Origin of the sequence: Woronichinia naegeliana WA131, from assembly GCA_025370055.1 — a bacterium.
Classification (GTDB): domain Bacteria; phylum Cyanobacteriota; class Cyanobacteriia; order Cyanobacteriales; family Microcystaceae; genus Woronichinia; species Woronichinia naegeliana.
Map to the genome: position 1 here is coordinate 4584974 of CP073041.1, position 16965 is coordinate 4601938.

The 16965-nt window shown below is 36.4% G+C and carries 5 protein-coding genes; 4 read left to right on the forward strand and 1 reads right to left on the reverse strand.

Annotated features, from left to right (window positions below; all coding sequences use genetic code 11):
* Window positions 1-127: 127 nt before the first annotated feature.
* The 4 genes from KA717_23140 to hisC all read left to right on the forward strand — a co-directional run bounded on the left by KA717_23140 (window position 128) and on the right by hisC (window position 15197).
* On the forward strand, window positions 128-7846 hold the full coding sequence (locus KA717_23140; protein UXE58884.1) for an amino acid adenylation domain-containing protein: 7719 nt from the start codon (window positions 128-130) through the stop codon (window positions 7844-7846).
* Complete coding sequence (locus KA717_23145; GenBank protein ID UXE58885.1) at window positions 7843-12078, forward strand: amino acid adenylation domain-containing protein; 4236 nt, start codon at window positions 7843-7845, stop codon at window positions 12076-12078. The genes KA717_23140 and KA717_23145 overlap by 4 nt, the downstream gene beginning before the upstream one ends.
* Window positions 12079-12240: 162 nt before the next feature.
* Window positions 12241-13905 (forward strand): ATP-binding cassette domain-containing protein, encoded by a 1665-nt coding sequence (locus KA717_23150; GenBank protein ID UXE58886.1) that lies wholly within the window; start codon window positions 12241-12243, stop codon window positions 13903-13905.
* A 218-nt stretch (window positions 13906-14123) separates the two neighbouring features.
* Entirely contained in the window at window positions 14124-15197 is a 1074-nt protein-coding gene (hisC, locus tag KA717_23155; protein UXE58887.1) for a histidinol-phosphate transaminase, read from the forward strand.
* Between the two features lie 12 nt (window positions 15198-15209).
* Here hisC and KA717_23160 read toward each other — a convergent pair whose 3' ends face one another.
* The gene (locus tag KA717_23160; GenBank protein ID UXE58888.1) at window positions 15210-16919 is read right to left on the reverse strand and encodes a GUN4 domain-containing protein; all 1710 of its coding nucleotides are present in this window, start codon (window positions 16917-16919) and stop codon (window positions 15210-15212) included.
* Between the last annotated feature and the right edge of the window lie 46 nt (window positions 16920-16965).

Here is a 16965-nt window from a genome sequence, read left to right on the forward strand (position 1 = left end):
GACAGGCAGGATGCCCATCCCACATTTTATATTTAATTGCAATCAGCTACTTAGTAATTCTACATAACTTCTAAAAGTTTTTCTTTCTTGCTTCTATTTCTTTAAAAACTAATCTTCTACAAATCCTATGAGTGATCTACTAAAACGTTTAGAAAATCTTTCCCCTGAAAAACGAGAATTAGTGCTGCAAAAGCTGAGGCAGCAACAATCAAAGCCTGGGAATAATCAAAAGCAACAAAAATTATCATTGATTCCTGTATCAAGAGAAGAAGATATTCCTCTCTCTTTTGCTCAAACGAGACTCTGGTTTTTAGCGCAATTTGATCAAGAAAATTCCCCTTATCATGTGCCGATTTTTTGGCAAATTAAGGGAAGTCTTAATGTAAAGGCACTAGAGCAGGCGATCACCGAAATGATTAACCGTCATGAAGTATTACGGACGACTTTTTCTGTGGTTAAGGAGTCTCCTGTACAGGTTATTAATCCTCCTTATCAGTTAAGCATACCAGTGATTAACTTAGAGGGAGAGACAGAAAATATTAAATTAGAGAAAGCCCGACAATTAGCCACCGAAGAACTGCAAACCTCTTTTGACTTATCCACAAGTCCTTTATTGCGGGTAAAATTACTCGAAATTAACCCTCAATTTCATGTTTTATTATTAGTTATTCACCATATTATTTTTGATGGTTGGTCAGTTGATATATTCCGTCAAGAATTATCCACTCTTTATACCTCTTTTTCCCTCAACAAACCTGCTTCTTTGCCCAAATTAGCCCTTCAATATGCTGATTTTGCCCATTGGCAGCGACAATGGTTACAGGGAGACATACTAGAAACCCAACTCAATTATTGGCAGCAACAGTTAAAAAATGCTCCCCCTATCTTAGAATTTCCCATTGATAAACCTCGTCCCTCTGTACAAACCTATGAGGGTTCTAGTCAATCTCTACATCTCAACCTGACTTTAACACAGCAATTGAAGGGATTAAGTCAAACATCAAGAACAACTCTGTTTATGACTCTTCTCACTGCTTTTACGGTGCTACTTTATCGCTATAGTGGACAGGAAGATATTGTCATTGGAACGGCGATCGCCAATCGAAACCGTCAGGAATTAGAGCCGTTAATGGGCTTTTTTGTGAACACTTTAGCCTTACGAACTAATTTACAAGGACATCTTACTTTTTTGGAATTGTTGCAACAGGTTAAGGATAGAACCCTAGCATCTTATGATCATCAAGACTTACCCTTTGAGAAATTAATTGATGAATTACAAATTGAGCGATCACTGAGTAATCATCCCTTATTTCAAGTGTTTTTTACCTTACAAAATGGATCTCAAGAGACCTTAGAATTACCAGAGTTAACCATCAGTAATTTTGATTGGGAAAACAAAACAACTTTATTTGATTTAGGGTTGATTTGTCGGGAAACTCCCCAGGGGTTAATCGCAGAATTAGAATATCGGACAGATTTGTTTGAAGCCAAGACTATTCAAGGAATAGCAGAACATTTAGAAGTTTTATTACAGGGAATTTTTGATCATCCTCAACAGTCAATTAATACTTTACCGTTACTGACGGAATCTAACCAAAAACAACTAAAAATATGGAATCAAACGAATAGTAACTATTTTCAAGATCAGACTTTAGTTGATTTATTTGAAGAACAGGTTAATCAAACCCCTAGTAATATAGCATTAGTCTTTGAACAGACAAGCTTAACCTATCAAGAACTCAATCAAAAAGCTAACCAATTAGCTCACTATTTACGAGCAAACTATCAGATTGAAGCAGATAGCTTAATGGGCATCTGTACCGAACGTTCATTAGAAATGGTTATCGGTTTATTAGGGGTTTTAAAAGCGGGTGCTGCTTATGTTCCGATTGACTCCAATTATCCAGAAGATAGAATTAAATTTATTTTAGAAAATAGTAAAATTTCAGTCTTATTAACCCAGGGTTTTGTTCAATATCAATTATCCCTATCGCAATTAAAATCGTTAAGTCAGTTCATTGATTTAGATCGGTTTGATTATGATTTATTGCCAAGCCATAATTTAACAACTCCAATTAAGCCTAATCACCTAGCCTATGTGATTTATACTTCGGGTTCAACAGGGCAACCGAAAGGGGTAATGATTGAACATCAATCAATTGTTAATTTTGCCTTAAGTTTTGGGAAACTCTTATCTATTAATCCTCAAAGTCGTTTACTTCAATTTGGGTCTTTTAGTTTTGATTTATCCATTGGTGAAATCGCCACTAACCTTAGTCATGGTGCTTGTTTATACTTAGCAGAAAAAGAAACATTACTACCAACTCAAACTCTAGTAAATTTTCTAGAAACGAACCAAATCACCCATAGTTGTTTTCCCCCTTCAGTCCTGTCTGTTTTACCCCAAGCCAGATTATCCCATTTAGAAAATATAGCGGTTGGGGGAGAAGCTTGTTCTGCTGAAGTGGTAGAAAAATGGGCAAACCAAAGACGTTTATTCAACTGCTATGGGCCAACAGAAACAACGGTAGTAGCGACAATTTCTCTTTGTCAAGCCAATGGTCAAAAACCCAATATTGGCAAACCATTAGCTAATATTCAGGCTTATATTTTAGATGAGAACCAGCAACTTTTACCCCCAGGAATCCCAGGAGAATTATGTATTGCCGGAGTTGGGTTAGCAAGGGGATATTTAAATCGTCCAGACTTAACATCAGAGAAATTTATTGAAGTTAGCCTCTTGGGAAAAACCGAACGAATTTACAAAACAGGAGACTTAGCTAAATGGCGAACTGATGGAAATCTAGAATTTTTAGGACGTATTGATGATCAAGTAAAACTACGGGGGATTCGCATTGAATTAGGGGAAATTGAAGCAGTTTTATTAGAGCATCCCATGGTTAAACAAGCGGTTGTTAACTTATATGAAACTGAAAATAATCAGCAATTAGTGGCTTATATTATCCCGCAAGAAAAACACTGTGATGTCAGAGATGAACTGAAAAGCTTACTGAAAAGCCATTTGCCAAATTACATGATTCCCAATCAGATTATGGTCTTAGAGACTTTTCCTCTAACCCCTAATGGAAAATTAGATAAAAAAGCCCTACCTATCCCTGATTTAAAAACATTCACCGATGGCGAAATGCCAGTTACTCCCACAGAAGAATTATTAGCCAGTTTATGGCAAGACCTCTTGAAAATCAAATCTGTAGGTCGTCGGGATAACTTCTTTGAATTAGGAGGACATTCATTATTAGCCACTCAATTAGTCACCCGTATTCGTAACAGTTTTGGGGTAGAATTAGCCGTTCGTAAAGTATTTGAGCAGAGTATTTTAGCTGAGTTAGCAACAGCAATTGAACAGGAAAATAGAGCGATCGCCTTACCTCCTCTCACTCCCCAGCCCTCCCAGGAACCGAAGGTGCTATCCTTTGCTCAATCAAGACTTTGGTTTATGGCCCAATTAGAAGGGGATGGGACTTCACTGACCTACAATATGCCCAGTGCATTGCAACTTGAGGGTAACTTAAATCTAGAAGCGTTGCGTAGTAGTTTTGCCTATCTTCTCTCACGTCATACTATTCTGCGTACCTCTTTCCCCATCCAGTCGGGAGAACCACAAATTTTTGTCCATAATGTGGAGGACATTAGCGTACTGGAAATCCTGGACTTACAAGAACTTGATCCCCAAGTTCAAGCTAAAACGGTACAAGAACTGATTGATAGCGATGCTCAATATCCCTTTGATTTAAGCAACGGGCCGCTGTTTAAGTCCAAATTACTGCAATTAAATCCAGAGAAAAACGTATTACTCTTGAATATGCACCATATTATCAGTGATGGCTGGTCAATGGGAGTGTTCAAAAGCGAATGGGAACAAGCTTATGATGCTTTTGTGGCTGGAAATATGCCGAACTTAGCCCCTTTGCCCATTCAATACAGTGATTATGCTATTTGGCAGCGTCATTGGTTAACGGGGGAAGTCCTGGAAAGTCAAGAAAATTATTGGAAAAAACAACTAAAAGATGCTCCTCAATTGTTAGATTTGCCCGCAGATTATCCCCGCCCTGCCAAACCTAGTTATCAAGGAAGACGAGAAGAATATACATTAGGTCAAGAACTGACTGAAAAATTAAAAAATTTGAGTCAAAAACAGGGAGTTAGTTTATTTATGACTCTGTTTACGGCTTTTAGTATTTTACTGTCTCGTTACAGTCGCCAAGAGGATTTATGTATTGGAACTGGGATTGCCAATCGTACCCATAGTCATACAGAAAAATCTCTCGGTTTTTTCGTCAATACTTTGATTTTGCGTAGTCAAGTTAATCCTGAACACAGCTTTAGTGAATTACTACAAAAAAGTCGTCAAATCTGTTTAGATGCCTATGGTAATCAAGATATTCCTTTTGAGTATTTGGTCGAAACACTACAACCAGAACGCACATTAAGTTATAACCCTTTATATCAAGTGGTTATTGTGTTACAAAATATCGAAAAATCGGGAAAAAATGTAAGCTTAACTGGGCTTAAAGTTGAAGCTCTGGAGCAAACTTATCCCTTTTCTAAAGTAGATTTATTATTAGATTTAGTGGAAAGAGATGGTCAACTATACTGTACATGGGAATATGCCACCGATCTCTTTCAAGCCAGCACTATTCAAAGAATGGCAGAACAGTTTAAATTGTTGCTAGAGGGAATTGTTAGCAACCCACTACAGTCTATTAATACCCTACCTTTACTCACAGAAACTAATCGGCAAGAGTTACTATTATGGAATCAAACAGAGACTCCTTATCCCCAAGACAAAACCTTAGTAGATTTATTTGAGCAACAAGTCCAGGAAAATCCTAATAATTTAGCCTTAGTTTTTGAACAAGAAAGTTTAACTTATCAACAACTGAATGCCAAAGCGAATCAATTAGCTCATTATTTACTGAAACATTACGCCATTAAACCAGATACTTTAATGGGTATCTGTGTTGAACGTTCCCTAGACATGATTATTGGAATGTTGGGTATTCTTAAAACAGGTTCCGCCTATGTCCCCATTGATCCCCATTATCCCAGCGATCGCATTCGTTTAATCTTAGAAGATTGTCAAGCAACAGTTTTATTAACCCAGCGTAACCTTAAAGACAAATTACCTTTAGAGCAATGGGTTCAAACTGCTCAAGTTTTGTGTTTAGATGAAAATAAATTTGCCCAATACCCGATTAATAATCCCAATGTTCTCAGTAAGCCAAATAATTTAGCTTATGTGATTTACACTTCGGGTTCAACGGGACAACCAAAAGGGGTGATGATTGAACATCAAGCAATTGTTAACCTTAGCTTAAACTGGGGCAAGCTGTTTCACGTTAAACCGCAAAGTCGTTTACTTCAATTTGGGTCTTTTAGTTTTGATTTATCCATTGGTGAAATCGCTACTAATCTTAGTCATGGTGCTTGTTTATATTTAGCAAAAAAAGAAACATTACTACCCACCCAAACCTTAGTCAATTTTCTAGAAACGAACAAAATCACCCATAGCTTTTTATCTCCTTCCGCCTTATCGGTTTTACCCCAGGCAAACTTATCCCATTTAGAAAATATAACGGTGGGGGGCGAAGCCTGTTCTACTGACGTGATAGAAAAATGGGCAAATCAAAGACGTTTATTTAACTGCTATGGCCCTACAGAAGCAACGGTAACAGCGACACTTTCTCTTTGTCAAGCGAATGGTCAAAAACCCAATATTGGTAAACCATTAGATAATATTCGGGTTTATATTTTAGATGATAATCAGCAACTTTTACCCCCAGGAATGCCAGGAGAATTATCTATTGCAGGAGTTGGCTTGGCGAGGGGGTATTTGAATCGTCCAGACTTAACATCAGAAAAATTTATTGAAGTTAACCTCTTGGGAAAAACCGAACGAATTTACAAAACAGGAGACTTAGCTAAATGGCGAACTGATAGCAATTTGGAATTTTTAGGACGCATTGACCAACAAGTAAAACTGCGAGGTTTTCGCATTGAATTAGGGGAAATCGAAACTGCCTTAGCCCAACATCCTAACATTAAAGAATCTGTTGTAATTTTGCGGGAAGATACAGGTTTCGACCCCCGTTTAGTCGCCTATATTGTTCCCAGTGAAACAGGAAAAGACTCAGAAGTAAAACAACTAGCAGGGCAACAAGTAGAACTGTGGCAGAGTATTTTTGATGATGGCTACTATCAGCAAGATACTGAAATTGATGACCCCACACTTAATTTTACAGGTTGGAATGATAGCTACACAGGACAACCCTATGCTAAGACAGAGATGGAAGAATGGCGAGACAAAACGGTTGAACAAATTCTAGAATTAGCACCTCAACGAGTTTGGGAAATTGGCTGTGGAACAGGGATGTTATTATTTAAAATCGCGCCCCATTGTCAAACTTTTATCGGAACAGATTTTTCAACCAAAGCTTTACAGTATGTTCAGGAAAATTTAAGATTACAAAATCTGGAGAAAAAGGTTACATTAAAACAGAGTCCAGCGAATCAGTTTGAAGGAATTGCTCCCCAAAGTTATGACTTAGTTATTCTCAATTCTGTCATTCAATATTTCCCTTCCATTGATTACTTATTAGAGGTTTTAGATGGAGTAATCAATTCTCTAGAAACAGAGGGGAAAATTTTAATCGGAGATGTGAGAAACTTTAAACTTCTAGAGGCTTTCCATACAGCCGTTGAATTCTATCGTGGGGATGATGACCTAGCGATTCAAGAATTACGTCAACGAATTAGAAACAGTCTGAGGACAGAAGAAGAATTACTGATTGATCCCGATTTCTTTATTGCCCTAAAACAAAAATATCCTCGGATTAGTCAAGTTCAAATCGAACTAAAACGGGGTTATAATCAAACAGAAATGAATCGTTTTCGTTATGATGTTGTCCTATACCTAGATCAACCTCAAACCCTTGTTACAGAATGGCAATGGTTAAACTGGGAATTAGAACAACTTAATCTAGAAAAGATTCAACACATTTTAGACACTCAAAAACCTGATTTGTTAGGGATTCAATACATCCCCAATATTCGTCTGATTTCAGAAATGGTATTATTGGAAAAAATTCCTGAGTTTGAGGGAACGGTTAAACAGTTAAAAGCCTTTTTAAGTCAGATGGAAACGGGTATCAACCCTGAAGCATTACGAACCTTAACGGAGAACTTACCCTATACTCCATTTATTCAATATAGCGATCGCGAATTTTCCACTTATCAAGTCATTTTTCAACGCAATACAACTTATCCTTTTAGTCAGCCTCGTTTTGCTTTAAAACAGACCTTAAATTCCCAATCTTGGCAAGATTATGCAAATCAACCTTTAACTGTTAATCCTAATTCTATTGATCCAGTTTTAAGCAACCAGTGGCGAGATTTTTTAGGGCAAACTCTCCCTGAGTATATGATTCCTAGCCATTTTATTCAACAGTCGAAATTACCCCTAACTCCTAATGGAAAAATAGACCGCAAAGCCTTACCCGCACCTGAAGCATTCATTGTCTCAACGGATATTGAATTACCCCAAACAACCACAGAAGTGCTCCTGGCCGCTATCTGGTCGAAATTGCTTAAATACGAAGGGATTTCTCGCCAAGATAATTTCTTTTACCTAGGAGGACATTCTTTATTAGCAACTCAATTAATTAGCCGTATTCGGGAGCAATTTCAAATCGAATTATCTGTAAGTAAATTATTTGAATATCCCATTCTCAAGGAATTAGCGGGCTATCTTGATACCTGTTTATGGGTTAATGCTCCAGAAGATTCTCAACCCTTAGATTTAGATGAAGAGGAAATTGAACTATGAGTAATGATCAACAAATTATCAACTTAATGGGAGAGTTACGACAACTTGGATGTCGAATTTCTGCTGATGGAGACAAGTTACGCCTTCGGAAGACAAAAAATGACATTCCTGCTGAATTAATCCAACAAATAAAAATTAATAAAACCGAGATTTTAGCTTTTTTAAATACAGCTAAAGACCAAGCCGTTACATCTCAAAAAGATATTCCTAAATTACCCAAAAATGCGTTAAAACAGCTTTCTTTTGCTCAACAAAGACTTTGGTTTTTAGGGCAAATGGAAAACTCTAATGCCACCTATAATATGCCAATCTGTTTACAATTAGAGGGAAAGCTTAATGTTAATGCTCTTTCTGAGAGTTTAGCCTATGTCATCAATCGTCATGAAAGTTTGCGGATGTATTTTCCGACCGTTGAAGGACAACCCCAGATTCGGATTAAAAAGATAGAAAATTTCAATGTGTTGAGCCTACAAGATTTAAGCAATCTTGATCAACCCACTCAGTCTGTAACGGTTCAAACATTAATCAATAATCATGTTCAAGAACCATTTAATCTCAAGACTGGCCCTTTATTTAAAGCTAAATTACTACAATTAAAAGACAATCAATTTATTTTGCTACTAAATATGCACCATATCAGCAGTGATGGCTGGTCAATGGGTATCTTTATTCGTGAATTACGCCATGCTTATCTTGCCTTTTCCCAGGGACAAAAACCAACCCTTGAACCCTTACCAATTCAATATAGTGACTTTGCAACTTGGCAACGAAATTGGTTACAGGGAGAGATATTAGAAACTCAGATTAACTATTGGAAAAAACAACTAAAAGACGCACCACCACGATTAGAATTACCCACTGATCATCCTCGTCCTCCAATACAAAGTTATAAAGGTGCTCATTATAGTTATACTTTAACCCCTGAATTAATTGAGCAATTAAACAGTCTCAGTCAACAAGAAGGGGTCAGTTTATATATGCTTTTATTGGCGGTTTTTAATCTTTTACTCTCTCGTTATAGCCGACAAAATGATTTATGTATTGGTTCCCCCATTGCCAATCGTCCTCACCGTCAAACCGAAGGATTAATCGGCTTTTTTGCCAATACTTTAGTGCTACGAAATCAAATTAAACCAGAGCAAACTTTTCAAGAATTTTTACAGCAAACTCGTCAAACTTGTTTAGAAGCTTATCAGCATCAGGATATTCCTTTTGAGTTTCTTGTCGAACAATTAAAGCCTGTTCGTAGCCTTAGCTATAATCCTATTTTTCAAGTCATATTTGCGGTAGAAAATAATGACAGTGAAGCTCTCGATTTACCAGAATTAAAAATTGAATGGTTAGACTCAAGTTATCCCTTTGCTAAGTTTGATTTATCCCTTTTAGCTTTAGAATCTGATGGTCAATTAAATTGTATATGGGAATATACAACTGATCTATTTGAAACAACAACCATTCAAAGAATGGCAGAACATTGGGAAATTCTTTTACAACAAATTGTCACTAACCCACAGCAAACAATTTATAATCTATCTTGGCTAACCAAAGTTGACCAAAAACAATTAGAACTGTGGAATCAAACAAATACGAATTATCCTCAAGATAAAACTTTAGTTAATTTATTTGAAGAACAAGTCAAAAGCTATCCTAACAACATAGCCTTAGTCTTTGAAAAACAAAGTTTAACTTATCAAGAACTCAATCAAAAAGCTAATCAGTTAGCTCGTTATTTACGAGAAAACTATCAGATTGAACCCAATATCTTAATTGGTATTTGTATCGAGCCTTCTTTAGAAATGATTATCGGGTTATTAGGTATTCTTAAATTAGGCTCCACTTATGTTCCCATTGACCCGAACTATCCTGAATCACGAATAGATTATATCATTAGCGATAGTGAACTTTCAATTTTATTAACACAAAGTATTATTCAAGATAAATTTTTGTCATCCCAAGGTAAGAACCTTGACCATCTAATTTGCTTAGATGAATGTGATTTTGAACTCGGATCAAAGGAGAACTTAGGTATCGAAAATCAGCCGAATGATTTAGCTTATATCATTTATACATCTGGTTCAACAGGAAAACCAAAAGGAGTTGCGGTAAATCATCAAGCGATCAATCGCTTAGTATTAAAAACTAACTACATACAAATAGCTCCTGAAGACAGAGTTGCTCAAGCCGCAAATATTGCTTTTGATGCTGTGACGTTTGAAATTTGGAGCGCATTACTGAATGGAGCAAAGCTCGTTATTATCCCTAAATCTATACTGCTTTCGCCATCAAAATTTGCCGCTAGTCTTCAATCTCAAAAAGTTAGTGTCTTATTCTTAACAACGGCTTTATTCAATCAGTTGGCCTCATTAGTTCCAGAAACCTTTAGTTCTCTTCGTTATCTATTATTTGGTGGGGAAGCGGTTGATCCTAAATGGGTACAAGAAGTCTTAGACAAAGGTTCACCGCAGAACTTACTGCACGTCTATGGGCCAACAGAAAATACAACCTTTTCTTCTTGGTATTTGGTCGAGAAATTACTGAAAACAGCAATAACTATTCCGATTGGAAAACCCATCAGTAACACCAGAATTTATATTTTAGATCAATACCTTCAACCTGTTCCTGTTGGTATTCCAGGTGAGTTATGTATTGCAGGAGTTGGGTTGGCGATCGCCTATTTGAATCGTCCTGACTTAACAGATGAGAAATTTATTGAAGTTAATTTATTCGGAAAAATAGAACGAATTTATAAAACAGGAGATTTAGCAAAATGGGGAAATGATGGTAATATTGAATTTTTGGGACGGATTGATCATCAAATAAAATTGCGAGGTTTTCGCATTGAATTAGGAGAAATTGAGTCAATTTTAGTGGAATATCCTGCTGTTAAAGAAGCAATTGTTAACTTACATAAAACCGAAAATAATCAGCAATTAGTGGCCTATGTTACAGGCGAACAAGTTGATGATCTTCCTCAACAATTAAAACAACACCTCAAAACTTATTTACCTGATTATATGATTCCTAACCAAATTATCAGGTTAGATGAATTTCCGTTAACCCCCAATGGCAAAATTGATCGTCAAGCTTTACCGCTTCCTAATCATGAATCCAAAAATCTATATGAAGCTCCTCGTAACACAATTGAACAACAATTAACTGAAATTTGGTCTTTAATGCTTCAATGTGAAAAAATTAGCATTCATGATAACTTTTTTGATTTGGGCGGACATTCAATACTAGCGATTAAACTCCTAAATCAGATTCAAAAAAGCTTTAATCAGGAACTATCTTTAACCAGTTTGTTTCAGAATCCCACCGTTGCTCAATTGGCGCAACAACTGTCTCAAGTTGAGGTACAAGAATTCATTTCCGACTTATTAGTATTGCAACCTTCGGGACAAAAAATACCAATATTTTGTGTAGCTGGGTCGAATGGACACGCCTTCTATTTTCGCGATTTAGCCATAAATTTTGCCGATGAACATCCTGTTTATGGACTAGAAACACCAGGCAGAGATGGTTCTCATCCCCTCCCAATTTCAGTAGAAGATCATGCTAGTTCCCTCATTGAAACCTTACGACAAAAACAACCAAAAGGCCCTTATATTTTAATAGGATACTCATCAGGCTGTTCGGTTGCCTTAGAAATGGCTTTCCAACTAGAACAACAAGGAGAAACGATCAGTTTATTGGGTATATTTGATGCGGGGCTGGTGGCAAACCCTGATCATATTACCCAAAGAAGCGATCTAGATTGGATTTGGCATATGATTGAACGAATTGAAGCGGTTAAAGGGATTTCTTTGGGCCTTAACTATGAGCAACTGGCCGCCCGATCCGATGATCAAAACCGTTGGGAGCTTGCGGCGGAGGCTTTATATCGTCACAATGTGTTACCCGAACATTCTACCCTATCTTTGCTCAAAACTAATCTTGAGGTGATGAAACGAGTTACTCTTAATTATGCGGCTTACCAACCCAATTTTGTAATTTCCGCCCCGATTGTTTTATTTCGCGCTCAGGATGCCAAAGAAATCGTGGTGCAAGAACATCAAGCTATGTCCCATTACGAGCAATCCGATTGGGGATGGCAACCCTATAGTAACAAACCTGTACAGGTGGTTTCCGTACCAGGAAATCATGGACAAATGCTCTATGAACCCAATGTCAAAGTTTTGGCTGATCAACTTAAAAAATCCATACAAGAGCATTTTAATCAACCTGAAACCTAAAGCAAGGTTTTGCTTGCTGATCTGTAATTTAATCAACTAACCTATTGGAAAAATTCCTTTACTTAATTTATAACTATGCAATCACAATCTATTCCTAAGCAAGCGAAAAAAAACTCTGATTCAAAGCTTAATTTTCTGGAATTTTGGAATAAGCTGAAGTTAGTGCTGGAAGCCTATTGGTATCCAATGGAAGCAGATGGTAGAGTTTTTTCCGAGGTTATTAAATCCTGGGGAATGTTGATACTTTTGCTGTCATTAATCATCGGTTTAGTGGCTGTTAATGCCTTCAATAGTTTTGTTTTGCGTGAATTGGTTAATGTAATTGATGAGAAAGATTTATCTGGGTTTACTAACAATCTTTCTATTTTGATTGTTAGCTTTATTTTTATCACTCTCTTAACGGGACTTTCTAAGTTTGTGAGGGAGAAAATCGCCATTGACTGGTATGAGTGGCTTAACAACTATACGTTGCAGAAATATTTTAGCAATCGTGCCTATTATAAAATTAACTTTGACTCAACCATTGACAACCCTGATCAACGTCTAACCCAAGAAATTAAACCCATCGCCAAAACAACCCTCAGTTTTTTTGCAACTTGTGTTGAGAAGATGTTGGAAATGGTCGTTTTTTTCGTAATTCTCTGGCAGATTTCCCATGTTATTGGCATAGTTTTAATTGTTTATACCACTATAGGTAATTTGATTGCCTTTTATTTAAGCCAACAATTTAATAAGATTAATCAAGAAGAACTCGAAGTTGAAGCTAATTATAATTATGCCGTTACCCATGTTCGTAATAATGCTGAATCTATTGCTTTTTTTCAGGGAGAAGATCAAGAATTTAATATTCTTAAAAAACGATTTAGGGCTTTGATTCAAAGTGCTTTACGAAAAATTGATTGGGAAAGAAATAAGAATTTTTTTGATCGGGGCTATCAGTCAATTATTAACGTTTTTCCCTTTTTAATCGTCGCCCCTTTATACATTAGAGATGAAATTGATTTTGGACAGGTAAATCAGGCTAGTTTAGCTGCCAATCTTTTCGCCACAGCTTTGGGGACATTGATCGCTGAATTTGCCACTTCAGGAAGACTTTCTAGTTATATTGAGCGTTTAGTAAATTTTTCAGAAACATTAGAAACGATTACCCAGGAAGTTGAGGGTGTAAGCACGATTAAAAGCATTGAAGAAAACCGTATTGCTTTTGATCATGTTACCTTACAAACGCCTAATTATGAAAAAGTAATCGTTGAAAACTTGACAATGGACGTAAAACCAGAACAAGGTTTATTAATTGTTGGGCCGAGTGGACGGGGCAAAAGTTCTCTTTTAAGGGCGATCGCCGGTTTATGGAATTCAGGCACTGGACGTTTAATACGACCACCAGGAAAAGAAATTCTATTTTTACCCCAGCGTCCATATATCATTCTCGGAACATTACGCGAACAATTACTGTATCCGAATGTGGATCGTCAAGTAAGCGATCAAGAACTCAGTGAAGTTTTACAACAAGTGAATCTTCAAGATGTGCTTACCAGGGTCGGAGGCTTTGATCAAGAAGTCCCTTGGGAAAATATATTATCACTAGGGGAACAACAACGTTTGGCTTTTGCCCGAATATTAGTGACCCATCCTCATTTTGTTATCTTAGATGAATCAACTAGTGCTTTGGATTTGATCAATGAACAGAATTTATATCAACAGTTAAAAGAAACAAAAACAACCTTTATTAGTGTGGGACATCGAGAAAGTTTATTTGATTATCATCAAACGTTTTTAGAACTGTTGCCAGATTCAACTTGGAAAATTTCTCCCGTTTCTGGGTGATTAAATATAAAATGTGGGATGGGCATACTTTGACAAGCTCAGTAACAACTTCGACAAGTCTTACAGTGAGCCTGTCGAACTGCCCAGTACAAATCCTGCCTGTCCACAGGCTAGAAGCCTGTTCCACTTCTAACAATTAATTAAGCCCACTTACTTATCTCAATTTGTTCAAGTTCTTGTCCGATTAATCCCAAAATTTTCATGAGGTAATTTTAAAAATGAAGCATCTAATCAACGAACATATTAGAGCATTAAATCCTCCTAAAGCTGACTTATTGAATCACGACAGAGGCGTTTTTTTGGACAAAAGTGAGTTGCCCTATGGCCCGTCTCCTCTCGTCATCCAAGAAATGATCAAGGCCGCAACGACAGTTAACAGATATCCAGAAATTTTGCATCATTCTCTGCGGGCTGCAATCGCTAATTATACTAATAGTAGAAAGGAACAAATTTTTGTAGGAAATGGCTCAGATGCTATCATTGAATTATTGCTCAAGATTTTTGTTAAATTCGGCGAGAATGTTTTAATTCCGATTCCAACGTTTTTTGTTTATCAATACGCAACGAAAATTGTTGGTGGTAATCCAATTTTTGTTAATAGATTAGATGACTTTAGATTAGACGTTCCTAGTCTTTTACAGAAAGTTACCCCTGAAGTAAAACTTATTTTTATTGCTAATCCGAATAATCCTACCGCTAATTATGTCTCACGAGAGATTATTCTCAAAATCCTTAATGAAGTGGATTGCATTGTAGTTGTGGATGAATGCTATTATGAATTCTGCCAAGAAACGGTAATAGACCTAGTTGATCAATATCCTAATTTGGTCGTTTTGCGTAGTTTTTCAAAAAGTTTTGGTTTGGCTGGACTTAGGGTAGGTTATGGTATTGCTAATGAAACAATAATTGATTATCTTTATCGAGTTGCCAAACCATTTTCGGTCAATGCGATCGCCCTTGCTGCTGCTGTTGTTGCCTTAAAAGACATAGATTATGTAAGTTCCAATATTCAAAAAATCTGTCAAGAAAGAGAAATTATGGCAAAGAATCTAGCGCAATTGGGTTGTTTTGTATATCCATCATCTACCAACTTCTTGTTTATGGGAACCCATTCATTAGGGATTCCATCAAGACAGTTGGTTCAAGCACTTCAAGACAAGCAAATTTTTGTTCAGGATTGTGGTTTGCAAGCTGGTTTAGATGAATATTGTTTTAAAATTTCGATTGGTACTCCTGCGGATAATCAGGCTTTAATTAAAGGTATGAAGGAAGTTCTTCAAATGGCTCCATAGGCGATCACAGTTTTAAAAATCAGACAGAGGAATGATGCCACAAGTTTGAACTTTGGTTAAAACGAGATGAAGTTGCCATAATAACCAATGGCCGACCCGCCAGCAAGCCAGGGACTTTTGACTGTCAGAGAGTGGGAAGGATGAGTGACAACAATTTTCTTCAAAAATTAGCCAATGAACGGGTAAATGACCCAGGGGGGCATTAGGTTCTAGCTCAAAGTTTAGTTGTTCATAATTGAGCCATTGACCTTCTTTACGCCAGCCCAGGCGATCGCCGAGTTTCTTTTTAGTTTCATAATCTACCAGACCACCGAGGCTAGACCAAATAGTTTGCTGAATACTAAAACCAAAATGACCATTGCTGTAATGAAGCCAAAGTTGATCAATTTTTTTGAGTTCTAAACAAGGGAATTGAGCAATATCTTCGGGATAAACCTCATTCCAGTAAGCTTTATTTAAAATTTTTAATAATAGTTTAGTAGTTTGGCGATCGGCCTCTTGCCACTGATGCTTTTTAAGCAAATCTTGTAATTGATGATAATCAGAATCCGCCAATTTTTGAGTTAAGCTATTTGGGGAATTGTGGTTATTTTGAGAATTTTTTGGAGGATAAAATTTCTGAGTATTTTTTTGATTGGATTGAGAGACAACTATCTCTAAGGGTTTTTTAGGTATAATTTTCGGTATAAATTGTTGTTGATGGGCAAGTTGTTCTCCTAGATAGTTGGATAATTTATTAATCGTTTGTTCTAGGGGAATAAATTGTTCTACCCATTCACTTTCATTTAATAGGCGATCGCTTAATTGGGAATATAAAAAAGCGTCTTTTAATCTCGTTTCTTTCTCATAACCTGCCACCATAAAATTGAGAAAAAACTCAGAAGCAATTTCGGAATCTTCCATTTCCAAGCTATCAGGTTGAGTTTGAAAAATATTATCTACCAGATATTTAATTTCTCCGACCGTTGCATAAAATTCTTGATCTACCTTAATAACTTCTTCTATCAGTAATTGAAAAGGAGCAAAATAGTTCTGTAGATAGGTTTCAAAATTAGTAGCATTTTGAGCAAGATCAGCAATTTCTTGGCGAACCCGTTGGGATTTAAGTTGATAATGATTTAATTCTTCATAAATTTTTAGTTCTTGAATAATTGCCTGCACAATTTCCTTTTGTTTTTGAGTATCTTCCGCTAATTTTTTAACACCTTCCCCCAATAATTTGGTCTTTTCCAACATCAAAAATGAAGTTTTACCTAATAGCACAATTGCCCGAAAATTTTCCTGTTTTTCGAGTTTGAGTTGATGAAGAATTTTTTGATTATTGTTATTTTTAATTTCTAGTTTAATCCGTTCATAGTCTAAGATTTTCAACTCCTGATACTTTTGAGCAAAGAGAGCTTTGAGATTATCACTGAGTTTGAGCAAAAAATGATAATAACTGTCTTGATAGGTTTCTAGTCCATTAATTAAAAAACTATAGTCTTTAACTAATAACTGAGTCTCAAGGAAAATTTCCTGTTGAGTAATTTTTTCTTTTCGTTTAACGATCTTGCCAAAATAATAATAGTAGCGAATTCCTTCTTGAATTAATTTTCGACGTTCCTTAATCGTTTTCTGAAAATTTTTTAAACGTCTATTTTGAAAAACAGGCAATTGATAGCTCTGCTCATAGATAGCAATTTTCTTATAGGTGATTAACTGTTGAGGATTTTTAGTTAACATAGCTATCTTAAGCAGACAAAAATTTTAACTACCCCCTCATCGTCTT

Bases quoted from the DNA above. Each gene is read 5' to 3' on its own strand.
- KA717_23145 (UXE58885.1), top strand. From the start codon at position 7,843: ATGAGTAATGATCAACAAATTATCAACTTAATGGGAGAGTTACGACAA.
- hisC (UXE58887.1), top strand. From the start codon at position 14,124: ATGAAGCATCTAATCAACGAACATATTAGAGCATTAAATCCTCCTAAA.
- KA717_23140 (UXE58884.1), top strand. From the start codon at position 128: ATGAGTGATCTACTAAAACGTTTAGAAAATCTTTCCCCTGAAAAACGA.
- KA717_23160 (UXE58888.1), bottom strand. From the start codon at position 16,919: ATGTTAACTAAAAATCCTCAACAGTTAATCACCTATAAGAAAATTGCT.